Annotated in this window: 27 protein-coding genes; 15 read left to right on the top strand and 12 right to left on the bottom strand. The window is 66.6% G+C overall.

Annotation, left to right across the window (positions count from 1 at the left end; all coding sequences use genetic code 11):
• Window positions 1–2 precede the first annotated feature (2 nt).
• Genes H7J93_RS11160 through H7J93_RS11185 form a run of 6 tightly spaced genes read left to right on the top strand, consistent with a single transcriptional unit; the run spans window position 3 to window position 5789 of the window.
• Window positions 3–278 (top strand): HypC/HybG/HupF family hydrogenase formation chaperone, encoded by a 276-nt coding sequence (locus tag H7J93_RS11160; RefSeq protein WP_267306352.1) that lies wholly within the window; start codon window positions 3–5, stop codon window positions 276–278.
• Window positions 275–2584, top strand: coding sequence for a carbamoyltransferase HypF (hypF, locus tag H7J93_RS11165; RefSeq protein WP_267306353.1), 2310 nt, complete (start codon window positions 275–277; stop codon window positions 2582–2584). Before H7J93_RS11160 ends, hypF begins: the two co-directional genes overlap by 4 nt.
• A gap of 16 nt (window positions 2585–2600) precedes the next feature.
• Window positions 2601–2918 carry a HypC/HybG/HupF family hydrogenase formation chaperone gene (locus tag H7J93_RS11170; RefSeq protein WP_267306354.1) on the top strand — a complete coding sequence of 106 codons (318 nt, stop codon included), beginning with the start codon at window positions 2601–2603 and terminating at the stop codon, window positions 2916–2918.
• Window positions 2915–4015: a hydrogenase formation protein HypD gene (hypD, locus tag H7J93_RS11175; RefSeq protein WP_267306355.1), complete on the top strand. Its 1101-nt coding sequence runs from the start codon at window positions 2915–2917 to the stop codon at window positions 4013–4015. The genes H7J93_RS11170 and hypD overlap by 4 nt, the downstream gene beginning before the upstream one ends.
• Window positions 4008–5087 carry a hydrogenase expression/formation protein HypE gene (gene hypE, locus H7J93_RS11180; protein ID WP_276021798.1) on the top strand — a complete coding sequence of 360 codons (1080 nt, stop codon included), beginning with the start codon at window positions 4008–4010 and terminating at the stop codon, window positions 5085–5087. The genes hypD and hypE overlap by 8 nt, the downstream gene beginning before the upstream one ends.
• Entirely contained in the window at window positions 5088–5789 is a 702-nt protein-coding gene (locus H7J93_RS11185; RefSeq protein ID WP_267306356.1) for a DUF6390 family protein, read from the top strand.
• A gap of 12 nt (window positions 5790–5801) precedes the next feature.
• Here H7J93_RS11185 and H7J93_RS11190 read toward each other — a convergent pair whose 3' ends face one another.
• Window positions 5802–5996 (bottom strand): DUF3046 domain-containing protein, encoded by a 195-nt coding sequence (locus tag H7J93_RS11190; protein WP_267306357.1) that lies wholly within the window; start codon window positions 5994–5996, stop codon window positions 5802–5804.
• A gap of 9 nt (window positions 5997–6005) precedes the next feature.
• Complete coding sequence (locus H7J93_RS11195) at window positions 6006–7178, bottom strand: glycosyltransferase (protein WP_267306358.1); 1173 nt, start codon at window positions 7176–7178, stop codon at window positions 6006–6008.
• A 41-nt stretch (window positions 7179–7219) separates the two neighbouring features.
• On the opposite strand from H7J93_RS11195, the gene H7J93_RS11200 reads away from it, so the two are divergent.
• The 3 genes from H7J93_RS11200 to H7J93_RS11210 are packed head-to-tail and all read left to right on the top strand — an operon-like array spanning window position 7220 to window position 8748.
• On the top strand, window positions 7220–7660 hold the full coding sequence (locus H7J93_RS11200) for a limonene-1,2-epoxide hydrolase family protein (RefSeq protein WP_267306359.1): 441 nt from the start codon (window positions 7220–7222) through the stop codon (window positions 7658–7660).
• A gap of 30 nt (window positions 7661–7690) precedes the next feature.
• Window positions 7691–8107: a DUF5313 domain-containing protein gene (locus tag H7J93_RS11205; RefSeq protein WP_267306360.1), complete on the top strand. Its 417-nt coding sequence runs from the start codon at window positions 7691–7693 to the stop codon at window positions 8105–8107.
• Between the two features lie 38 nt (window positions 8108–8145).
• Window positions 8146–8748, top strand: coding sequence for an alpha/beta hydrolase (locus H7J93_RS11210; RefSeq protein WP_267306361.1), 603 nt, complete (start codon window positions 8146–8148; stop codon window positions 8746–8748).
• On the opposite strand, the gene pspM is transcribed toward H7J93_RS11210, so the two are convergent.
• The 4 genes from pspM to pgsA form a co-directional block, all read right to left on the bottom strand.
• Window positions 8745–9563: a phage shock envelope stress response protein PspM gene (gene pspM / locus H7J93_RS11215; RefSeq protein ID WP_267306362.1), complete on the bottom strand. Its 819-nt coding sequence runs from the start codon at window positions 9561–9563 to the stop codon at window positions 8745–8747. The genes H7J93_RS11210 and pspM overlap by 4 nt on opposite strands.
• Before the next feature lie 18 nt (window positions 9564–9581).
• A complete protein-coding gene (gene pspA / locus H7J93_RS11220; RefSeq protein WP_267306363.1) occupies window positions 9582–10394 on the bottom strand; it encodes a phage shock protein PspA in 813 nt (270 codons plus the stop codon).
• 104 nt (window positions 10395–10498) lie between these two features.
• Window positions 10499–10831, bottom strand: coding sequence for a transcriptional regulator ClgR (clgR, locus tag H7J93_RS11225; protein ID WP_267306364.1), 333 nt, complete (start codon window positions 10829–10831; stop codon window positions 10499–10501).
• A gap of 126 nt (window positions 10832–10957) precedes the next feature.
• Window positions 10958–11554, bottom strand: coding sequence for a CDP-diacylglycerol--glycerol-3-phosphate 3-phosphatidyltransferase (gene pgsA / locus H7J93_RS11230; RefSeq protein WP_267306365.1), 597 nt, complete (start codon window positions 11552–11554; stop codon window positions 10958–10960).
• A 41-nt stretch (window positions 11555–11595) separates the two neighbouring features.
• Here pgsA and H7J93_RS11235 point away from each other — a divergent pair, with 41 nt between their 5' ends.
• Window positions 11596–12105: an amino-acid N-acetyltransferase gene (locus H7J93_RS11235; RefSeq protein ID WP_267306366.1), complete on the top strand. Its 510-nt coding sequence runs from the start codon at window positions 11596–11598 to the stop codon at window positions 12103–12105.
• Between the two features lie 51 nt (window positions 12106–12156).
• On the opposite strand, the gene H7J93_RS11240 is transcribed toward H7J93_RS11235, so the two are convergent.
• Window positions 12157–14640: an FtsK/SpoIIIE family DNA translocase gene (locus H7J93_RS11240; RefSeq protein ID WP_267306367.1), complete on the bottom strand. Its 2484-nt coding sequence runs from the start codon at window positions 14638–14640 to the stop codon at window positions 12157–12159.
• A 98-nt stretch (window positions 14641–14738) separates the two neighbouring features.
• On the opposite strand from H7J93_RS11240, the gene H7J93_RS11245 reads away from it, so the two are divergent.
• The 3 genes from H7J93_RS11245 to H7J93_RS11255 all read left to right on the top strand — a co-directional run bounded on the left by H7J93_RS11245 (window position 14739) and on the right by H7J93_RS11255 (window position 16398).
• Window positions 14739–15188: a DUF2834 domain-containing protein gene (locus tag H7J93_RS11245; RefSeq protein ID WP_267306368.1), complete on the top strand. Its 450-nt coding sequence runs from the start codon at window positions 14739–14741 to the stop codon at window positions 15186–15188.
• An 83-nt stretch (window positions 15189–15271) separates the two neighbouring features.
• The gene (locus H7J93_RS11250; protein WP_264074784.1) at window positions 15272–15586 is read left to right on the top strand and encodes a putative quinol monooxygenase; all 315 of its coding nucleotides are present in this window, start codon (window positions 15272–15274) and stop codon (window positions 15584–15586) included.
• The gene (locus H7J93_RS11255) at window positions 15586–16398 is read left to right on the top strand and encodes a mycofactocin-coupled SDR family oxidoreductase (protein ID WP_267306369.1); all 813 of its coding nucleotides are present in this window, start codon (window positions 15586–15588) and stop codon (window positions 16396–16398) included. Before H7J93_RS11250 ends, H7J93_RS11255 begins: the two co-directional genes overlap by 1 nt.
• Here the strand turns inward: H7J93_RS11255 and H7J93_RS11260 are convergent.
• The 3 genes from H7J93_RS11260 to thyX are packed head-to-tail and all read right to left on the bottom strand — an operon-like array spanning window position 16395 to window position 19756.
• The gene (locus H7J93_RS11260; RefSeq protein WP_267306370.1) at window positions 16395–18077 is read right to left on the bottom strand and encodes a ribonuclease J; all 1683 of its coding nucleotides are present in this window, start codon (window positions 18075–18077) and stop codon (window positions 16395–16397) included. The two genes, H7J93_RS11255 and H7J93_RS11260, sit on opposite strands and share 4 nt — an antisense overlap.
• A complete protein-coding gene (gene dapA, locus H7J93_RS11265; RefSeq protein WP_267306371.1) occupies window positions 18077–18979 on the bottom strand; it encodes a 4-hydroxy-tetrahydrodipicolinate synthase in 903 nt (300 codons plus the stop codon). The genes H7J93_RS11260 and dapA overlap by 1 nt, the downstream gene beginning before the upstream one ends.
• A 24-nt stretch (window positions 18980–19003) precedes the next feature.
• Entirely contained in the window at window positions 19004–19756 is a 753-nt protein-coding gene (gene thyX, locus H7J93_RS11270; protein ID WP_267306372.1) for an FAD-dependent thymidylate synthase, read from the bottom strand.
• Window positions 19757–19885: 129 nt separating this feature from the next.
• Between thyX and H7J93_RS11275 the strand changes: the two genes are divergently transcribed.
• Both H7J93_RS11275 and H7J93_RS11280 read left to right on the top strand, forming a co-directional pair.
• Window positions 19886–20188: a DUF4193 domain-containing protein gene (locus H7J93_RS11275; RefSeq protein WP_267306373.1), complete on the top strand. Its 303-nt coding sequence runs from the start codon at window positions 19886–19888 to the stop codon at window positions 20186–20188.
• A gap of 64 nt (window positions 20189–20252) precedes the next feature.
• Window positions 20253–20840 carry a nucleoside deaminase gene (locus tag H7J93_RS11280; protein WP_267306374.1) on the top strand — a complete coding sequence of 196 codons (588 nt, stop codon included), beginning with the start codon at window positions 20253–20255 and terminating at the stop codon, window positions 20838–20840.
• Here H7J93_RS11280 and H7J93_RS11285 read toward each other — a convergent pair.
• A complete protein-coding gene (locus tag H7J93_RS11285; protein ID WP_267306375.1) occupies window positions 20833–22044 on the bottom strand; it encodes a winged helix-turn-helix domain-containing protein in 1212 nt (403 codons plus the stop codon). The genes H7J93_RS11280 and H7J93_RS11285 overlap by 8 nt on opposite strands.
• A complete protein-coding gene (locus tag H7J93_RS11290; protein ID WP_267306376.1) occupies window positions 22041–22526 on the bottom strand; it encodes a dihydrofolate reductase in 486 nt (161 codons plus the stop codon). The genes H7J93_RS11285 and H7J93_RS11290 overlap by 4 nt, the downstream gene beginning before the upstream one ends.
• Window position 22527 lies beyond the last annotated feature (1 nt).

Here is a 22527-nt window from a genome sequence, read left to right on the forward strand (position 1 = left end):
CGATGTGTCTGGGAATCCCGGGGCAGGTCGTCAGGATGCTGGAGGGCTACGGTGACCAGCTCGCCCTGGTCAACGTCGCTGGCGAGAACCGAAAAGTCAACGTCGGCATGCTGCCCGAGGAGACGTTCGATACCGGCGACTGGGTGATCATCCACATGGGGTTCGTCGTCGAGAAGACCGACAAGGCCGGTGCCGACGCCGCGCTCGCCGGGCTGAAGATGATGGGTAGCGGTCCCGAAATCGGAAATCCCGGTGAGATTCCCAAGGTCTCGCGATGACCGGCAGGCACAGGCTCCGCGTCTGCGTGCACGGCGTCGTTCAGGGGGTGGGTTTCCGACCGTTCGTCTACGCGTGCGCGGCGGCATTCGGCCTGTCGGGATCGGTACGCAACGACAGCTCGGGCGCGGTGATCGAGGTCGAGGGTGACACTGCCCAGATCGCCGATTTCCTCGACCGCCTTCACGACCGGCCGCCACCGTTGGCCGTCGTCGAATCGATCGAGACTCGAGATATTCCGGTTGTCGGCGGTACCGGGTTCACGATCGCGGACACCTCACGATCGACCGAGGGCTGCACGCTGGCCTCTCCCGACATCGCGATGTGTGCCGAATGCGCTGCCGAGCAGCGTGATCCGGGGAATCACCGCTATCGACACGCCTTCGTGAACTGCACCAACTGCGGACCGCGGTTCACGATCATCGCGTCGCTCCCCTATGACCGCGCATCGACGACGATGGCGCCGTTCCCCATGTGCGATGACTGCGCCGCCGAATACCACGACCCGGCCGATCGGCGTTTCCACGCCCAACCGGTGTGCTGTCCGCAGTGTGGCCCCACCTTGCGCTATCAAGACGGCGACGGCCGCGTGGCCGAATCCGAGGCAGCGCTGCGACAGACACGGCGGCTGCTGACCGACGGCGGGATCGTCGCGGTCAAGGGCATCGGTGGATACCATCTCGCCTGCGACGCCGCCAACGAGCGCGCCGTGGCCGAGCTGCGCAGACGAAAGCGGCGCGGCGACAAGCCTTTCGCAGTCATGGTGGCAGACCTGGAGTCGGCGTATGACCTCGCCGATGTCGATGCCGGCTCGGCACGGCTGCTGTCGAGTCCCCAACGGCCGATCGTATTGGTACCGCGCCGGGAGGCCGCGCCGGTGGCGGCATCGGTGGCCCCACACAATCCCGACCTCGGCGTCATGCTTGCCTACACGCCGTTGCATGCGCTGCTGTTCGGGCTGCCCGGTGACGAACCCGGCCCGGTAACGCTGGTGATGACCTCGGGCAACCTCGGCGGCGAGCCGATCTGCTTCGCCGACACCGATGCGCTGGAACGGCTTTCGCAGCTGGCCGATGCGTGGCTGATGCACGACCGGGAGATCCTGGTCCCCTGCGATGACTCCGTCCTGCGGATGGTCCGCATCGACGACGCCGATGACCAGTACTGCGAACTGCCCATGAGGCGCTCGCGCGGATACGCACCGCTGCCCGTCGCGCTGCCTGCGGCCGTACCGCCGACGCTCGCCGTCGGCGCCGACCTCAAGAACACGCTGGCGGTCGCCGAGGGTAAATACGCCTGGCTCAGCCAGCACATCGGCGACATGGACGATCTCGCAACGCTGTCGGCGTTCGACTCCGCGCGGCAACACCTGCAGGAACTCACCGGGGTGACACCGAACGTGCTTGTCGCCGACGCCCATCCGCTGTACCGGTCGACCGCCTGGGCGCACCGCAATGCCGCGGGCCGTCCGGTCCGGACCGTGCAGCACCACCACGCACATATCGCTGCTGTCATGGCCGAGCACGGTATGGACGGATCGCGGCAGGTTCTCGGGTTCGCCTTCGACGGAACCGGCTATGGACCCGACAACGCCGTATGGGGTGGTGAGGTGCTGCTCGCCGACTACAAGAGCTACCGGCGGCTGGCGCACCTCAAGTACGTGCCGTTACCCGGTGGGGACATCAGCGTGCTGCGGCCGTATCGGATGGCGCTGGCGCACCTGTGGGCCGCCGGTTTGGGCTGGGATCGTGACCTGGCGCCGGTGCGGGCGTGCCCGCAGGATGAGCAGCGCGTCCTGGCACACCAGCTCGAGACCGGTTTGGGTAGCGCTCCAACATCGAGCATGGGACGGCTGTTCGACGCCGTCGCGGCGTTGTGCGATGTCCGCCAGGTGGTCGCCTACGAAGCCCAGGCCGCCATCGAACTGGAGGGGTTGTCCCGCGTCGCCGATTGCGGCACAGCCGCTTACCAGTTCGCCGTCGACCCCGACCGCATGCCGGTGGTGATCGATCCGGCACCCGTGATCGCCGCTGTGGTCGCCGACACCCGGGCGGGCGTGTCCGCCGGTGTGGTGGGCGCCCGGTTCCACCGCGCGGTTGCGGAGCTGATCGTTCGACTGGCCACCTCAGTGGTCACCGATACGCCCACCGTCGCACTGTCGGGCGGAGTGTTCCAGAACGCTCTCCTGCTGCGCCTGACCATGCGTGGGTTGCGGGACAACGGATTCGACGTGATCACGCACCGCTCGGTGCCACCGAACGACGGTGGGATCGCGCTGGGCCAACTGTTGGTGGGGAATTCCTCATGAGGAAGGGAGGCCGCTGATGTGCTTGGCGGTACCGGGGAAGATCGTCAGTATCGACGACCGTGACGGCACCTTGATGTCGGTCGTCGATTTCGGCGGAATCAAGAAGGACGTCTGCCTGGAGTACATACCCGACGCGGAGGTCGGCCAATACGTCGTCGTCCATGTCGGTTTCGCCCTTCAGCGGCTCGACGAGGAATCGGCGATGCGGACACTCGCGGAGTTCGAACACCTCGGCGTGCTGAAGGAGGAGTTCACCGATGGTTTCGAGCTGGCCGCCAGGCAGGCCGGTCTCGACAACCCGACCACTAACGGAAATACCGAGGTGAAGCCATGAAGTACCTGGACGAATTCAGCGACCCCCAACTCGCGGGCCGTCTCGTCGACGAGATCAAGGCCGCGACCAGTCAGCGGTGGTCGATCATGGAAGTTTGTGGTGGACAGACTCATTCAATCATTCGCCACGGCATCGACCAGCTGCTGCCGGACACCATCGAGATGATTCACGGGCCCGGTTGCCCCGTCTGCGTGACGCCGCTGGAGATCATCGACAAGGCCCTCGAGATCGCGGCCCGTCCCGACGTGATCTTCTGCTCCTTCGGCGACATGCTGCGGGTTCCCGGCAGCGAGACGGACCTGTTCGGCGTCAAGAGCCGGGGCGGCGACGTACGGGTCGTGTACTCGCCCCTCGATGCGTTGAAGATCGCCAAGGAGAACCCCGCCAAGCAGGTGGTGTTCTTCGGAATCGGCTTCGAGACCACCGCACCCGCCAACGCGATGACCGTCTATCAAGCCAAACGCAACGGCATCGAGAACTTCTCACTGCTGGTCTCCCACGTCCTCGTGCCGCCCGCGATCTCGGCGATCATGGAATCACCCACGTGCCGCGTGCAGGCCTTCCTCGCGGCCGGTCACGTCTGCACCGTGATGGGGACCGAGGAGTATCCGCCGCTGTGCGACAAGTACGGCGTACCGATCGTCGTCACCGGATTCGAGCCGCTGGACATCCTCGAAGGCATTCGGCGCACGGTGCTTCAGCTGGAATCCGGTCGCCACGAACTGGAAAACGCGTATCCGCGGGCGGTACAGGCCGAGGGGAATTCCGCGGCCAAGGCCATGCTGCTGGATGTCTTCGAGGTGACCGACCGGTCGTGGCGCGGGATCGGCATGATCCCGAGCAGCGGTTGGCGGCTCTCATACGCCTACCGCGACTACGACGCCGAGCACCGATTCTCCGTCACCCACATCCACACCGAGGAATCGCACGTGTGCCGATCAGGTGAGGTCCTTCAAGGCCTGATCAAACCGCACCAGTGCGGGGCGTTCGGCACACTGTGCACACCGCGTAATCCTCTTGGCGCCACGATGGTTTCGTCGGAGGGCGCGTGCGCCGCCTACTACCTGTACCGGCGGCTGGAGGTGTCGAATGCCTGACTTCCCCACCGAGCCCGGCGCCACCATCGACATGGAGGCCTGGGTCTGTCCTGCCCCCCTGCGCAATGCACCGAACATCGTGATGGGGCATGGCGGCGGCGGGGCGATGTCGGCCGAACTCATCGAGCACCTGTTTCTGCCCGCCTTCGGTTCGGCCGCCGACGCGGGTATGGGTGATTCCGCGGTGCTACCGATCGGCGATGTGCGGCTTGCCTTCTCGACCGATTCCTTCGTGGTCAAACCACTGGTTTTCCCCGGCGGGACGATCGGCGATCTGGCGGTGAACGGAACCGTCAACGATCTCGCGATGGCGGGGGCGCAGCCGGTGGTGCTGTCGACGGCGTTCATCCTGGAGGAGGGCACGCCGCTCGATGAACTCGCCCACGTCGCACACGCTGTGGGAACGGCGGCGATGGCGGCCGGCGTGAAGTTGGTGACCGGCGACACGAAGGTGGTCGACGCCGGCCACGGCGACGGCGTGTACATCAACACCACCGGGATCGGCCTTGTCGACGAACGCGCCGACATCCGTCCGCAGCGCACCACCGAGGGTGACGTGGTCATCGTCAGCGGCGATATCGGCACCCATGGCGTCGCGGTGATGAGCTGCCGCGAGGGGTTGGAGTTCGGCACCACCGTGGCGAGTGACACCGCACCGCTGCACGGGCTCGTCGCCGCGATGATCGACACGGGTGCCGACATTCACACGATGCGCGACCCCACCAGGGGCGGAGTCGCGGCGACACTCAACGAGATCGCCAGGACCGCCGGCGTCGGAATCTCGTTGGACGAGCGGGCGTTCCCGATCCCCGCCGAAGTCCGCGACGCCTGCGGGCTGCTGGGCCTCGATCCGCTGTATGTGGCCAACGAGGGCAAGCTGCTCGCATTCGTCGCAGCCGATGATGCCGATGGTGTGCTGGACGCCATGCGGGCGCATCCGCTCGGCGCTCACGCGACGGTGATCGGTCGCTGTGTCGCCGAGCATCCCGGAATGGTGTCCGCCAGGACGGCGCTGGGCGGCACCCGCGTCGTCGACCTGCCCATCGGTGAACAACTACCGCGGATCTGCTGAATGAGCGGGCCCGAAACCTTTGCCTGCTACGCCTATCCACCAAACGAATTGGGGTATTGCGGCCCCGCCGAGGTCGCCCACCCCGACCTCGCCACCCATGCCCACGAGTTCGACGGTGCGTGGCCGTACCTGAAGGCCATCGCGGAGGCCGCAGGCGTGTCGGATCCGCTCGACGACGACGTCGTACGCAGCTATTGGGTCGGCGGACCGCTGCTGGACAAGGTCGATCCCGCCGAACTGTTGTCCCGCCTGCGTCGCGCCTTCACCGGCCAGATCACCGGACTGCTCGCTGATCTGCCCGACCGCGCACACGTGTTGGCCCACCACAGTTTTCACGTCTTCGTCGTCTACCCGTGGATCCGGTTCCTGGATCGCGACCCGGCCACGCCGTTGCGGGTCATGCAGGACTGCCGCATACGCTGGGGGGTTGTCGACTCCGTCGCGGGAGATCACACCGACATCGTCTCTCGCCCACTGTCGTTCGACGACGGCGCGCTGGCGCTCGGGGCGCCCCGCATCGAGACAGTGCGGTGGCGCAAGGACGGGCAGTCGCTCGCCCCGCCGCCGAACCCTGGGGAAACCGTGTCGGCACACTGGGATTGGGTGTGCGGGGCGTTGAGCCATACGGACACCGATGCCCTCGCCAACGCGACGCAGACGACCCTCGACCTGGTCAACACCGTCCGAAGCGCCGCCTCCTGAGCGGGCGCCGGGTCACCACTGGTCGCGCGGGACGTCGAAATCCGCGCACAGCGCGCGCCAGACCTCGCGTGGATCCACGCCGTCCTCGATGGCCTGCGCGGCGGTACGCCCATCGAGTCGCGTCAGCACGTGGTCGACGAGCATCGACGACGCGCGCACCGCACCGAACTGCGCCTCGACAAGTTCGTTGAATTCCGTCAACCGCACGGCGCCAATTTACGCCTCACCCGCGAGTGCTTCATGGCACACCCGTACCGGATCTTCGACATCGGCAAGGGTCGCCGCAGCCCTGCGTGCGGCCTCGCGGTAGCGGGGGGACGACAGCACCTCGGCCACCGCTGACGCCAACGCCTCCGCGGTCAGTGGCCGGACGAGGCGCGCACTGCCCTGCCGCACAACGCGATTGGCGATCTCCCACTGATCACCCCCGCCGGGAACCACCACCAGCGGGATGCCCGCCAGCAGCGTCTTCGACACCATGCCGTGCCCGCCGCCGCAGATCACCACGTCGGCCTTCGACAGCAGCTCGTCCTGACGGCCGAGCCCGACCGCCGCCCACGGCGGCACCGGACCATCGGGGCCCTCCAGCCGCGACACCACCACCCGCGACCCCTCGGGGAGCACCTCCCCCGGTGTCAGCGTGTCCAGCGCCAACTCGGCAAGGCCGCTTGTGCCCGTCTTCGCGGTGGACGGCGCGACAACCACCACAGGTCCTGAGCCGACCGGAATCTCCAGCGTCGACGAGGTCGGTTCGAAGTGCAGTGGGCCGACGAGCACGGCCTCCGGCGGCCAGTCCGGTCGCGGTAGCTCGAGCGCAGGCAACGTGGCGATCAGCCGTCGTCGCGGACCGGGATCGACGGCGGGTAAACCGATCTCGACTCGCGCCTCCTCACGCTGCCGTAACCCCTCGCGCCACGACCGGGCGGACAGCGCACGCAGCACCGCATCGCGGATCTTGCCCCGGATGCCGACGCCCGGCGCCAGCCCGCTGCCGATCGGCGGCAGGCCCTTCGACGGCCGATACAGCGGCTGCGGGTTCAGCTCGACCCACGGCAGGCCGAGCAGCTCGGCGGCGAACGCGCCTGCGACGGTGATCACGTCCGACACCACCAGATCCGGCGCCAGCTCTGCCAGCTGTGGCTTGTTGAGCACCGCCATCCGCGCGGCCCGTCGGTTGATCTTGGCCCCGGCGTCGGCGTCGTCGTCCTCCTCGGTGGCGTCCAACCCGAGGAGCTCGACCGCGTCGATCCCGGCCTTTGTCGCCGTCGCCAGCCACTGCGTGCCGGTGACAAGCGTCGGCGAATCCCCGTTGGCCCGAAAGCGAAGACACAGTGCAATGGCCGGAAAAGCGTGCCCGGGATCGGGTCCGGCAACGACCGCGACGCGCATTCGGCCTACCATGCCACAGCGCCACACCATAGGCTGAGGACATGACCGACCAGGCTTCCGAAGTGAGAACCGACATCGACAACGTCCGCACGGTCGAGACGTTTCTCTACGCACTCCAGGACCAGGACTTCGACACGCTGGACCGCTCGCTGGCCGACCACATCGAGTGGCAGAACGTCGGCTTCCCCACCATCCGCGGCCGCGAACGCATCGTCGGCCTGATGCGACGCGCAGAGGGCCGGATGGGCTTCGAGGTGAAGATTCACCGCATCGCGGCCGAGGGCAACGCGGTACTGACCGAGCGCACCGACGCCATGGTGTTCGGACCGCTGCGCATTCAGTTCTGGGTGTGCGGGGTGTTCGAGGTACACGGCGGCCGAATCACCCTGTGGCGGGACTATTTCGATACGCTCGACTTTCTCAAGGGGACGGTGCGGGGTATCGCGGCGACGGTGTTCCCCTCGCTGCGCGCGACGCTGTAACCAGCGCGGTTGATATTATTCGGGCTCGTTATGAGCACCGAAACCGCCCGCACCCGGCCCAACCTGGTCGAATACATCGGCTACTGCTACGGCCGGCGCCTGCCGGCGTCGATGCACGACTGGGTGCGTAACGACCTGGCAGGCAAGGGCGCGACGGTCCGCATGATGACCCGCGTCTTCATCCCGGCGTTCGTGATCCTGCTCCCCTTCTGGTTCATCCCGACCACGCTGGACGTTCACCTGTCCATGACGCTGCCGATCCTGATCCCGTTCGTGTTCTTCTCGCACGCGCTCAACAAGGTGTGGCGCCGCCACATGCTGCGTAAGCACGGTCTGGACCCGGGCCTGGTCGACGAACTCTCCCGCAAGAAGAACGCCCACATCCATCAGGCGTACATCGAGCGCTACGGACCCCGGACGGGGCCGTCCAGTTCACACGACGTCTAGCTACCCATCCGCGAAGGCGATGGCGACGAATAGCCATTGTGGGACGTGAAGACAACCTGCTCGGCGGCGTGCTGGTGCTGCCGGGCGGCAAACCTCGGGACACTTCGGCCGCACGCGTATGGCAGCTGGCCAATCAGCGGATGGAATGGCTGGCCTGGTCGCTGCGGCGCAGCCTGGGGAGTTCGGTGAAGGTGCGGCGGGTGCAGTATCGGAAGCGGGGCTGGAACAGTCCCGACCTCGATGCCCTTCGCGACGCGGAAACCGCACTACAGACCATGCAGCGCGATATCGATTCCCGTCCCGTGGTGCTGGTCGGCCATTCGATGGGCGCCCGTGTCGCAGTGCATCTCGCGGCACGAAGTGAGGTCGCCGGAATCGTCGCGCTCGCACCCTGGTGGCCGCTCAACGACGCCGATCTGGTGCCGGCCGGGAGCAAGCTGCTGACACTGCACGGCACCGCCGACAGCTGGACCGATCCGCGCTCCTCACGAACACAGACCCGGCGAGCTGGTGAACGCGGCGTCGACGCGCGGTGGTTGGGACTTCCGGATGCGGGTCACTATCTGCTGCGTGACGTCGACAAGTGGCACCGCCTGACGACCGAATTCGTCGCTGAGCAGCTGGGGGTGCGCTGCGCCTAGGCCCGGCGCAGGTGTCCCAACTCGTCGAAGGCCTGCGCCCAGCCGAGGAGACGGTCCGTGGCGTTGGACAGCTCGCTGCGGTAGCGCTGCTGCACCATAGGTGAGCTCGACATCGATCCGGTGTTGGCCGCCGACACCAATTGCGCTGCTGCTGTCACCATCTCGTTGTACTGACGGCTGCCGTGCTCCAGCTGCGCGGTGAAGGCCGCGATGGTGGGGGCCAGATACGCACGCGACTGTGGTGCGGAGCTGATCGCCCGTTCCATGGACACCACCTCGTTGGCGGTGGCGGTCATCGTCGCGGCGGTCTGATTGGCCGCCTCGGTCAGCTCCCGAAGCTCTTCGGACGGCAGCATCCGGCCTCGCTCCATCACACCCAGCAGGGAGTGCAGGCTCCGCTCAGAGGCCGCCAGTGCGGCCATCGGCTGGCGGGCGGCCGAACCCCACGCCGGAAGGCGGCGCGCGGCCCTCGAGCGTGGCGGCGGCAACGGCTCACGACGCAGCCAGCGATAACGCAGGAACGACAGCGTCGCCAGGAATGCGGCGCCCACCGCGATGGGGGCTGGGATGAACAACGCCCAGAACGGTGTCTCCCACGCCGACAACAGTCCGGTCACACCGATCCAGAACACCGTCGACACCGCAAAGAACACGGTCAGCCGCAGCGCCCAGCGGCGTTTCCGCAACAACTTGGCACGTGGATCCGCTGCGGCGTTGAGCTTTTCGGCCAGCACATCCGACCACTCGGCTGCGGTGTCGACACCGCGCTGAGCCAACGAGCGCCAAGCCTCCGGTCTACTCGCTCGCGAATTCACTGCTCGTCCTCACGGAAGTTATTGCGACAGCGGGTTTTCCGGTGTCGCCTGGGGGTTGGTTGCCGGCGTTGCGGGTGCGGTGGCCGCCGAGCCTCCGGCGGGCAACTGCTCGCCCCGCATGGACGCGCGAATCTGCTCGAGTCGCGAATGACCCGCCATCTGCACACTGGCCTGCTGCACCTCGAGCATGCGGCCCTGAACCGAGTTCTGCGCCAGCTCCGCCGATCCGATCGCGTTGGCGTAGCGCCGCTCGATCTTGTCGCGCACCTCGTCGAGGCTCGGCGTGTTGCCGGGTGCCGCCAGCTCACTCATCGACCGCAGCGACGCGCTGACCTGCTCCTGCATCTTGGCCTGCTCCAGCTGGCTGAGCAGCTTGGTGCGCTCGGCGATCTTCTGCTGCAGCATCATGGCGTTCTGTTCGACGGCCTTCTTGGCCTGTGCTGCGGCCTGCAGCGCCTGATCGTGAAGGGTCTTGAGGTCTTCGACGCTCTGCTCAGAGGTCACCAGCTGCGCGGCGAACGCCTCGGCGGCGTTGGTGTACTCGGTGGCCTTGGTGGCATCGCCTGCGGCGGTCGCCTGATCGGCGAGCGTGAGCGCCTGACGGACGTTGACCTGGAGCTTCTCGATATCGGCGAGCTGGCGGTTGAGCCGCATCTCCAGCTGACGCTGGTTACCGATGACCTGCGCGGCCTGCTGCGTCAATGCTTGGTGCTGGCGCTGGGCCTCCTCAATGGCCTGCTGGATCTGCACCTTCGGATCGGCATACTCGTCGACCTTGGAGCTGAACAGCGCCATGAGGTACTTCCACGCCTTGGTGAACGGATTGGCCATCGGTTCGTTCCGCCTTCGTGTCTGTCGTTGTCTCGGCCGTGGGCCGCCGGCTTACCGTGCAGCCCAATCTATCGGGTCGATGACCCTTGCCGCACCTACACCGCTCAGGCCACCGCCATCGACACAACCTGCGGAATGACAACCTTGGTCGCGGCATCGATGTTGGCCGCGCCGACCGATTCGCGTTCGAATGCGGCGAGTTCCTCACGGCCCATCTCGTCACCGGCTTCGGAGAGCACCCGGGACAGCGGCACGTCCAGCGCAGTGCAAATGGCGCTGAGCAACTCGCTGGAGGCCTCCTTGCGGCCACGCTCGACCTCCGAGAGGTAGCCGAGGCTGACCCGTGCGGCATCGGACACCTCGCGCAGGGTGCGGCCTTGCTCGGTGCGGGCACGGCGCAGAACGTCGCCGATCACCTCGCGCAGCAATGCCGTCATCGTGCTCCCCTTCCAAGAAGGTCCTTCGGTGGGTGGGCTCTGTAATAGGGCAACGCCGAAACCACGCGACGGGTTCCCGGATCGCGCAGATCGCTGCCGTTGGGACAGAAAACGCAGTTCAGGGCTTCAGCAGGCGGCGGGGCGGGCACGCGAATCGCGAATAGCGGAGACGACGTAGTCCACGCCGGTGATGACCGTCAGAATCACGGCCGCCCACATCACAACCCAGGCCGCGATCAGCCAGGGGCCCGACAGCGGCAGGATGAACAGCCCGATGGCGACGCCCTGGACGAGCGTTTTCAGCTTCCCGCCGCGACTGGCCGGGATGACGCCGTGGCGGAGGACCGCGAAGCGCAGGACCGTGATGCCGATCTCGCGCGTCATGATCACAACGGTCACCCACCACGGCAGCTCGCCCAGCATCGACAGGCCGATCAACGCCGCGCCGATGAGGGCCTTGTCGGCGATCGGATCGATGAGTGTGCCGAATTCGGTGACCATTCCGTAGCTGCGCGCCAGCGCGCCGTCGAACCGGTCCGTGATCACCGCCACGGTGAACACGATGAATGCGGCTATCCGCCAGAATGTTTCGTGGCCGTCACCGACGAAGAGAACCACGAGGAACACCGGCACCAGCGCCAGTCGCACTCCGGTGAGCATGTTGGCGATGTTCGCCACCCGGGCACGTGGAACGACTGGATCAGTCGTGGGTTCGCCCGGCACCGCAACAGAATATCGGTTGCTCAAACCGATACTCTCCACGTGTGAGCGTGGATCCCGCACGGGTGGCCGTACGGCGGGCCAGGACGTCAGACGTACCAGCGATAAAGGCTCTGGTCGACATCTATTCCGGCAAGATCCTGCTGGAGAAGAACCTGGTGACGCTCTATGAGGCAGTCCAGGAGTTCTGGGTCGCCGAGATCGACGGCGAGCTGATCGGCTGCGGCGCGCTGCACGTGTTGTGGTCCGACCTCGGCGAAGTGCGCACCGTCGCGGTGCACCCAAAGGTCAGGGGCCACGGCGTCGGGCACGCAATCGTCGACCGCTTGCTGGACGTGGCGCGCGAACTGCACCTGCAACGCATCTTCGTGCTGACCTTCGAGATCGAGTTCTTCAGTCGACACGGGTTCAAGGAGATCGACGGCACCCCGGTCACCGCGGAGGTGTACGAGGAGATGTGCCGCTCGTATGACACCGGTGTGGCCGAGTTCCTCGACCTGTCCTACGTCAAACCGAACATCCTCGGCAACACCCGAATGCTCTTGACTCTTTAGCGATTTCGGCGTGCTTAGTCTCGCTGAGAGTGACCCAGCACGCCGAAATCGCTATTCGTCGTCCTCGTCGTCGCTGCCGCCCGAGTCGCCGCGGATCATCATCAGCGTCGCCGCGAGCTCGTCCGGCTTGACCAGCACCTCGCGCGCCTTGGAGCCTTCGCTGGGGCCGACGATGTTGCGGGTCTCCATGAGATCCATCAGTCGGCCGGCCTTGGCGAAGCCCACCCGCAGCTTGCGCTGCAGCATCGACGTCGAGCCGAACTGACTGGACACCACCAGCTCGACGGCCTGCAGGAACACGTCCATGTCGTCACCGATGTCCGGATCGACGTCGGTGCGCTCGCCGGTGGGCTTGGCGGTCGTCACGCCCTCGGTGTACTCGGGCTCGGCCTGCGACTTGGTGGCGTCGACGACGGCGTGGATCTCCTCGTCGGTGATGAACGCGCCCTGCAGACGAAGCGGCTTGTTCGCGCCCATCGGCAGGAACAGGCCGTCGCCCATACCGATGAGCTTCTCGGCGCCCTGCTGGTCGAGGATGACGCGGCTGTCCGTCAGCGACGACGTGGCGAACGCCAACCGCGACGGCACGTTGGTCTTGATCAGACCGGTGACGACGTCGACCGACGGACGCTGGGTGGCCAGCACCAGGTGGATGCCTGCGGCGCGGGCCTTCTGCGTGATGCGCACGATCGCATCCTCGACGTCGCGAGGCGCGGTCATCATCAGGTCGGCGAGCTCGTCGACGATCGCGACGATGTACGGGTACGGCTTGTACTCGCGCTGACTTCCAAGCGGTGCGGTGATCTCCCCCGACCGCACCTTCTTGTTGAAGTCGTCGATGTGGCGCACCCGCGACGCCTGCATGTCCTGGTAGCGCTGCTCCATCTCCTCGACCAGCCACGCCAGCGCCGCCGCCGCCTTCTTCGGCTGCGTGATGATCGGCGTGATCAGATGCGGAATGCCTTCATAGGGCGTCAGTTCCACCATCTTCGGGTCGATCAGGATCATCCTGACCTCTTCGGGCGTTGCGCGCGCCAGCAGCGACACCAGCATCGAGTTCACGAAGCTCGACTTACCCGACCCCGTCGAACCCGCCACCAGCAGGTGCGGCATCTTGGCCAGGTTGGCCGAGATGTATTCGCCCTCGATGTCCTTACCCAGGCCGATCACCAAGGGGTGGTGATCGTTACGGGTGGACGGGTCGGTCAGCACGTCGGCCAGCCGGACCATCTCGCGATCGACGTTGGGTACCTCGATGCCCACCGCGGACTTGCCCGGGATGGGCGCGAGCATCCGGACGCTCTCGGTGGCGACGGCGTAGGCGATATTGCGTTGTAGCGCAGTGATTTTCTCGACCTTGACGCCAGGGCCCAGCTCGACCTCGTAGCGGGTGACGGTCGGCCCGCGGGTGCAGCCGGTCACCGTGGCGTTCACCTTGAACTGCTCGAGCACCTCGGTGATCGCTTCGATCATCCGGTCGTTGCCCGCGCTGCGCCGCTTCGGCGCATCACCGGCAATCAACAGGTCCAGGGACGGCAGCGTGTACGGCCCCTCCACGACACGGTCGATGACCTTGGGCTTGGCCGGCTTCTTCTTGCGTGTCCTGGCCGCCGGCTCAGGGATGGTCGGCGTCTCGTCGTCGAGCGGATAGTTGTCCATCGGCGTGCCGCCGGGACCCCCGGCTCCGGGCCAGGCCAGCGCCGCATCGTCGCGGTACCCCGACGGGTCGTCGTAGTAACCGTCGGAGAAGTCTTCGGCTTCGCCGTTGGCTGCGTCGTCCTCGTCGTAGTAGTACTCGTCGTCGTAGTCGTCGCCGCGGAACGCGCGCGCGGAGAACAAGGTCCGTACGGTCTCGGGCACTTCGCGCATCGTCGTGCCCGTCAGGAGAAGCAGACCGAACAGCGCGCCGATGAACAGCAGCGGCGCCGCGATCCACGCGGTCAGTCCTTCCGAGAGCGGACCGCCGATCGCGAACCCGAAGAAGCCGGCGGCGTGTTGGCGAGCGACCGGGTCCGCCGGTGAGCCCGCCGCCAGATGCCACAGCCCCAGCACGGGCAGCACGATCATCGACACGCCGAGAATCAGCCGCGGCCGCGCCTCGGGGTCGGGTTCGGTGCGCATCAGCAGCACGGCGATGACGCCGAGCACGAGCGGCAACAGCGCGACCGTGGAACCGATGAGCACCCGGAGGCCGGTGTCGATCCAGGCGCCGACGGGCCGTGCCGCATCGAACCAGGAACTCGCGGCGATCACCACCGCGATACCGAGCAACGCCAGAGCGATGCCGTCGCGGCGGTGGCCGGGTTCGAGATCGCGGGCCCGGCCGACGGACCGCGCCGTCGTACCCGCACCCTTGGCCAGCATCAGCCAGCCCGCGCGCACACCGCGGCCGACGGTGGCGCCTACCGACGAAATCGGTGAGTGGTTCCGCCGCGGCGCAGGCTTCCGCTTCCGGGTGGTCCGTGATCCGGTCCTCGTGCCAGCCTTTGACCTGCTAGAACGGCTGCCAGAGCGCGAGGCGGTCTTACTAGGCATGTCTGTAAGCCTAGTCGCAATAGCCCCACAATCACCATCTGCCACACGGGTCACAGAAAGGTATCAATTGCGGCCCGAGGCCGTCGTAGCGTGCCGAAATGACCACAGAAGCCCAGGCAGCGGGCCTGCCAACCTCGAGCAAGGTGCTCTGCGCCGTCTACGCGCTGGTCGCGGTAGGTGCGCTGATCGCCACCTGGAGCCAGAATCTCGCCTACATCGGCAGTGAAAACTTCCTGCTCGCGTTTGGCAACGACCTCAAGATCACCCCCGCATCGCGGTCGATCACGGTGGATCTGTTTCTGCTCGGCATTCCGCTCGCAATCCTGATGGTGGCCGAGGGGCGAAAACACGGGGTCAAATTTGTCTGGCTGTACCTGATCGGCAGTGCGGTGACCGCCATCAGCGTCACGTTCCCACTGTTCCTGATCGCTCGAGAACTGCGCATCGCCAAGATCGACGCGACCCAGTTGCGTACCGGCGATGCAATCGGGCTGGGAATCGTCGCGGTGTTGATGGCGGCGATCGTCGTCTGGGTCGATCTGGGCTGAAGCGCCGGGTAGCCGGAATTTAGTTAGGTTCGCTGAGTAGGGTGACTGACGTCCAGCAGGCACTCACCGAGGAGTACACCGCCATGCCCGTCACCGTCGTCGCCACCATGAAAGCCAAGCCCGAATCCGTGGACGCCGTCCGCGACGCATGCACGAAGGCCATCGAGGCGGTGCATTCCGAGCCGGGATGCGATCTGTATTCCCTGCACGAGTCGGACGGGACGTTCGTGTTCGTCGAGCAGTGGGCCGACGCCGATGCACTCACCGCACACAGCCAGGCGCCCGCCGTCGCCGAACTCTTCGGCACCGTCGGCGAACTCCTCGACGGCGCACCCGACATCAAAATGCTGCAGCCGGTGGTCGCCGGTGATCCCGCGAAGGGTGCGCTGCGCCCGTAATGCGTGCCCTCGACGGCAAAGTCGCATTCATCACCGGGGCCGCCCGTGGTCAGGGGCGGGCCGAGGCGATCAGGCTGGCTGCCGACGGCGCGAGCATCATCGCCGTCGACATCTGCGACCAGATCGCCTCGGTCCCCTACCCCCTTGCGACGCCTGACGATCTCGCGCTCACGGTCAAGCTCGTCGAGGACACCGGCGCGCGAATCGTTGCGCAGCAGGCCGATGTTCGCGATCAGCAGGCGTTGCAGAAGGCTCTGCAGGCCGGGCTCGACGAGCTCGGCCGGTTGGACATCGTGATCGCCAACGCCGGCATCGCGCCGATGCAGTCCGACGCCGACGGCTGGCGTGACGTCATCGATGTCAACCTCACGGGCGCGTATCACACCGTCGAAGTGGCGATCCCGACGCTGATCGAGCAGGGCGACGGCGGAGCGATCGTGCTCACCAGCTCGGTGGCGGGTCTGATCGGCGTCGGAAGCCACGACCCCGGCGCCATCGGATACGTCGCGGCCAAACACGGCATCGTCGGGCTGGTGCGGCTGTACGCGAATCTGCTTGCACAGCACAGCATTCGGGTCAATTCCGTGCATCCCGCGGGTGTCGACACTCCGATGATCAACAACGAGGCCACCCGGCAGTGGCTTGGCAGCATCGCCGAGAAGACACCGCAGGACATGGGCAACGCACTGCCTGTACAGGTACTGCAGCCCGAGGACATCGCCAACGCGGTGGCCTGGCTGGTCTCCGATCAGGCGCGTTACGTCACCGGCGTGACGTTGCCGGTCGATGCGGGGTCGGTCAACAAGCGCTAGAAGATCTCGATGACGGTCGGCACGATCATCGGCTGGCGGCGATAGGTCTCGCCGACCCATTTGCCGACCGCCCGCCGTGCGGCCTGGGCGATCCGGGTCACGTCGGTGACACGTTCCGCGGCAAGAGCTTCGAGTGCCTCCTCGACCTTGCGAGTGGCGGGCTCCAACGACTTCGGATCCTCGGAGAAGCCCCGCGAGTGCAGGTGCGGCGGGGCGGCCATCTTGCCCGTGCCGCTGCGTACCACCACGGTGATCCCGATGAAACCCGAAGACAGCGTGAGGCGTTCGCCGACCACCGTCTCGCCGACATCCCCGCTGATCAGCCCGTCGACGAACATCTTGCCCGTCGACACCGCCCCGGCGATCGACGCCCTACCTGCGACCAGGTCGACGCTGACGCCGTTCTCGGCCAGCACAATGTTCTCCTCCGGCACGCCCGTGCGCGCCGCCAGCCCGGCGTTCGCGCGCAGCATCCGCCAGGTGCCGTGCACCGGCATAACATTGCGCGGGCGCACGCCGTTGTAGAGGAAGAGCAGTTCGCCGGCGTACGCATGGCCCGAGACATGCACGCGGACATGAGCATTCGTCACGACTCGCGCGCCGATCTTCGCCAGCGCGTCCAGGACGCCGAAGATCGCTTCCTCGTTACCGGGTATCTGCGACGACGACATGATGATGAGGTCGCCCGGCGTCAGCGTGATGCTGCGATGCTCACCGCGCGACATCCGTGACAGGGCGGCCATCGTTTCGCCCTGGGTTCCCGTGGTGACCAACACAACCCGCTCGGGAGGCATCATCTCCGCAGCGCCGATGTCGATGATGTCGTCATCGTTGGCAAGCGTCAGATAGCCGAGTTCCTTGGCGATCCCCATGTTGCGGACCATCGACCGGCCGACGAACGCCACCTTGCGCCCCAATGCGACCGACGCGTCGATGATCTGTTGCACCCGACCGACATTCGATGCGAAGCAGGCCACGATGACCCGCCCCTGTGCCCCGCGCATGAGCCTGTGGATGTTCGGGCCGATCTCACTCTCCGACGGTCCGACGCCAGGGATCTCCGCGTTCGTCGAGTCGCACAGGAACAGGTCCACACCGGCATCGCCGAGCCGCGACATACCGGGCAGATCGGTCGGCTTGCCGTCGGGCGGCGACTGATCGAGCTTGATGTCGCCGGTGTGCAGCACCGTGCCCGCCCCGGTGTGGATCGCGATGGCCAGGCAGCCGGGAATCGAATGGTTGACGGTGAAGTATTCGCACTCGAAGACGCCATGAGTGGAGCTCTGCCCGGCGTCCACCTCCTGAAGCACCGGTTTGATGCGGTGTTCGCGGCACTTCTCGGCGACCAGTGCCAGCGTGAACTTCGAACCGACAACCGGGATGTCTGCGCGCAGCTTGAGCAGGAACGGGATCGCACCGATGTGGTCCTCGTGCGCGTGGGTGAGCACGAGCGCCTCGACATCCTCGAGGCGGTCCTGGATCAGGCGCAGATCCGGCAGGATCAGGTCGACCCCAGGCTCGTCGTGCGTGGGAAACAGCACCCCGCAGTCCACGATCAGCAGCCGGCCCAGATGCTCAAAAACCGTCATGTTGCGGCCGATTTCGCTGATCCCACCCAGCGCCGTCACCCGCAGGGCCCCTGGGGCCAGTGGCCCCGGTGGCGCGAGTTCTTCGTTCACTAGCGCAGCACCGTGGCTGCCCGCATATCCGCGGCCAGCGCCTCGATCTGTTCGGGTGAGGCGGGCATCTGCGGCAACCGCGGGTCGCCGGCCTCGAAGCCCTGCAGCCGCAGGCCCTCCTTGGCCAAGGTCACACCGCCCAGCCGGGCCTGCGCCGCCGCCAGCGGGCCGAGGGCGACGTTGATCTTGCGCGCCGTGGCGATGTCGCCGGAGTTGAACGCGGACAACATGTCCCGCAGCTGACTCGCGGCCATGTGTCCCCACACGCTGATGAAGCCGACAGCGCCCACCGCCAGCCATGGCAGGTTCAGCGCGTCGTCACCCGAGTAGTAGGCCAGCCCTGTCTCGGCGATGATCTGCCCGCCGCCGTGCAGGTCGCCCTTGGCGTCCTTGATCGCGACGATGTTGGGGTGCGAGGACAGCGTGCGGATGGTGTCCCACTCGATCGGAATGGCCGACCGCGGCGGAATGTCGTACAGCACCACAGGTAGCGCCGTGGCATCCGCGATGGCGGTGAAGTGCTCGATGAGTCCGGACTGCGGCGGACGCGAGTAGTACGGCGTCACCACCAGCAGCCCGTGCGCACCCTCACCCGCGCACGCCCGCGCGAGCTCGATGCTGTGCGCCGTGTCGTAGGTGCCCGCGCCGGCGATGATGCGGGCCCGGTCGCCGACCGCCTCCAGCACCGCACGCAGGAGTGTCAGCTTCTCGCCGTCCGTCGTCGTCGGCGACTCACCCGTGGTGCCCGAGAGCACCAGCCCGTCGCAGCCAGCATCGACCAGCCGGGTCGCCAATCGGGCGGCGGTTTCGGTGTCGAGGGTGCCGTCGGGCTTGAACGGCGTGACCATCGCGGTCAGTACGGTGCCCAACTGGGCCGTCACGTCGATTCCGCCGGTGCTCACGCACAGCAGATTACTCGCTAGGCCTCACGCTTCTGTGGCTAGCGGGCTGGTTGCCACCTCCGTGCCGTCCGCGAGCGTGTAAATCTCGAAGTCGGAGAACACTTGTGGTGCGACGTCGATCAGCTGGCGCAAGCACTCGATGGCCAGCCGGCGAATCTCGATGTCGGCCTGCTCACTGGCGCGCATCGCGATGAAATGCCGCCAGGCCCGGTAGTTGCCGGTGACGACGATGCGGGTCTCGGTGGCGTTCGGCAACACCGCCCGTGCCGCCTGTCTGGCCTGCTTACGGCGCAGGACGGAGTTTGGTTGGTCGGCGTATTTGGCTTCCAGCCTGCCCAGCAACTCCGTATACGCCGCGCGGCTGGTGTCGGCGGCGGCGGTGAAGATCTCCGCGAGCTCGGGATCGTCCTCCATTCCCGGGGGCAGAACGACTTCGGAGTCGTGCTCGGGGACGTAGCGCTGGGAGAGCTGCGAGTAGGAGAAATGACGGTGCCTGATCAACTCGTGGGTGCACGAGCGCGAGATCCCGGTGATGTAGAACGACACCGACGCGTGTTCGAGTACCGAAAAGTGGCCGACATCGATGATGTGGCGCAGATAGGAAGCGTTGGTCGCGGTCCGCGGATTAGGCTTTGACCAGCTCTGATAGCACGCCCGACCGGCGAACTCCACCAGTGCGGGACCGCCGTCGGCGTCCGTGCTCCACGGCACATCCGCCGGCGGCTGGAACTCGGTCTTGGCGATCAGCTGTACGCGCAGCGGCGCGATCTCGGCCACGGCTCACCCTAACGTGGGGGCCTCTGTCGCGTTGTTACTGACGCACGCGTTTGGACGCGGGATCGGCGGGGAATTATGCGGTCCTCGGTCGGCGTTTAACCCAACACCGATCTTGGAGGGAGGGGGCCCATGGCCACTGATTACGACGCACCCCGCGCCCGCAATGCCGACGACATCGGCGACGAGTCCCTGGAGGATCTGGCGTCGCGAAGCCGCAACAAGGTCGACGTGGCAGTACTCGATGTGGACGACGGAGACGCCGTTGACGCGATCGACTTGCCCGACATCGATCTGACCGGTGAAGAGCTCACCGTTCGCGTGGTTCCGAAGCAGGCCTACGAGTTCACCTGCTCGAGTTGCTTCTTGGTGCAGCACCGCAACCGGCTCGCACTGCAGTCCGGCGATCGGATGATCTGCGCCGACTGCGTGTAGACGGCTGCGTGTAGACGGCTGCGTGCAGACGGCCTGGCGCCGCCGTTGGCGTTAGGGTGACGCCATGGCAGCCCCGATCGCGGCATCGCGCCTGCTCGACGTCATGGAGTTCGACGTCCTGCCGATGACCGAACGAGGCGTCGCGGCGGGCAACAAGGTGTTCGGCGCGGCGCTGTTGCGCAAGTCCGATATGTCGCTGGTGCTCGCCGGGACGAACAGCGAGACCGATAACCCGCTGCTGCACGGCGAGATCAGCACGCTCAACCAGTTCTACGAGTTGCCCGACCGCCCCGCGACTCGCGACCTGGTGTTCCTGTCCACCCATGAGCCCTGCCCACTGTGTCTGTCGGCCATCACCTGGGCGGGGTTCGACAACTTCTACTACTTCTTCACCTATGAGGATTCCCGCGACGCCTTCGGAATTCCCCACGACCTGAGGATCCTCGAGGAGGTGTTCGGCGTGCGCGACGGCAACTACCGCCGTAGCAACGCGTTCTGGACCTGCGATTCGATTCGCGACCTCGTCGAATCCCAACCCGAACCGCTGCGCACCCAACTGCGTGAGCAGGATCGGCGGATTCGCGATGTCTATGCGGGGCTGTCGCAGAAGTACCAGGACTCCAAGGCCAACAACGACATTCCGTTCAACTGAGCTGACGTGCCAGCGGCGCCGCCAGGTCGCCCCGCTTTCCGACCTTCACGTCGTCGAGCCCCAGCCACGTCGCCATCGTCTGCAGTTCGGGCGCCAGCGCCGCCGCGACCCGTGCCGGCTGCTCCCCCGGCTCGGCGAATGCGCCGACGACATTCAGCGCCCCCTTCGCGCGATCGGCCTTCAGGTCGACGCGTCCGACGAGCCTGCCGTCGAGCAGGAACGGCCAGACGTAGTAACCGAACTGACGCTTGGGCGCTGGTACGTAAATCTCGATGCGGTAGTGAAAATTCCAGAGCCTTTCCACCCGCGGCCGGAAGAAGATCAGCGGGTCGAACGGACACAGCAGCGCCGTACCGCGGTCCCGGCGGGGAATCTTCTGGCCCGCAGGCATATACGCCGGGGCCGTCCAGCCGTCGACCTCGACGGTCTCCAACTCGCCGTCCGCCACCAGCTTCGCGATTGCCGGCTTGCTCTGCTTCGGGCTGAGCCGGAAGTAGTCACGGATATCAGCCTCAGTCCCGACGCCGAGCGCACCGGCGGCACGCAGCGTCAACTCCCGCACCGCCTCCTCGTCGTCAACCTCCCGCGCGACCACCTCGGGCGGAAGCACCCGCTCGGTCAGGTCGTAGTGGCGGGCGAAACCGATCCGGGTGGCCGTCGTCAGCACACCCGACGACCACAACGCCTCCGTCACCCATTTGGTGTCGCTGCGGTCCCACCAGGGCCCTTTCCTGCCGCGCTGTTCAGCGCCCAGGTGGGCCTCGATCTGCCCGGCTGTCGACGGCCCGAGTTCGGCGACCGCGGCGACGATGTCGTCGGCCAGCCTCGGGTTCTTCTTGACGATCTCCCTGCCCCACCGGCCGTGGGTGTACTCCCGCATGCGCCACCGCAGCAGGGGCCAGTCGTCGACCGCCATCAGGGCGGCTTCGTGCGCCCAGTACTCGACGAGCAGCCGCGGTGACCGCGCGCTGTGGCTCCACGCCGCACGATCCAGCACGTCGCGGTCGTACGGGCCGAGCCGACTGAACACCGGCGCGTAGTGGGCGCGCACCGCCACCGACACCGAATCCAGTTGCAGCACTTGGATCCGCGACACCAGCCGTCGCAAATGTGCACGAGTGACGGACCCGGCCGGGCGCGGTTCCGCGAAGCCCTGGGCCGCGACGGCGATCCAGCGGGCCTGCGCCGCGGTCAGCGAGCTCACGGCCGGACGTAGCTGAAGAACCGGTAACGCAGACCCGAGGAGCTGGTCAACCACTCCCCTTGGGTGCCTACCCAGTGTTCATCCAGCGTGGGCGCCACCGCGTCCCCGTCGTCGCGGGGCAGATCGATGTCGACCTCGGTGACTTCACACCGCGTCGCCAGTGGCAGCGCCAGCTTGTAGATCTGTTCACCACCGATCACCCAGGTGATGTCGTCGGTCAGGGCGTCCTGAAGAAGGGGAACCACGTGCGCACCATCGGCCATGTAGTCAGCTTGCCGCGTCAGTACGACATTTTTCCGTCCCGGCAGCGGCCGCACCTTTGCCGGCAACGACTCCCAGGTCAGCCGTCCCATCACCACGGTGCGCCCCATGGTGAGTTCCTTGAACCGGGCCTGGTCCTCCGGCAGCCGCCACGGGATGCCGCCGGCGCGGCCGATCACGCCGGAGGTCGACTGCGCCCAGATCAGTCCGACAGTCGTCATA

The organism is Mycobacterium barrassiae (assembly GCF_025822765.1).
GTDB classification, from domain to species: Bacteria; Actinomycetota; Actinomycetes; order Mycobacteriales; family Mycobacteriaceae; genus Mycobacterium; species Mycobacterium barrassiae.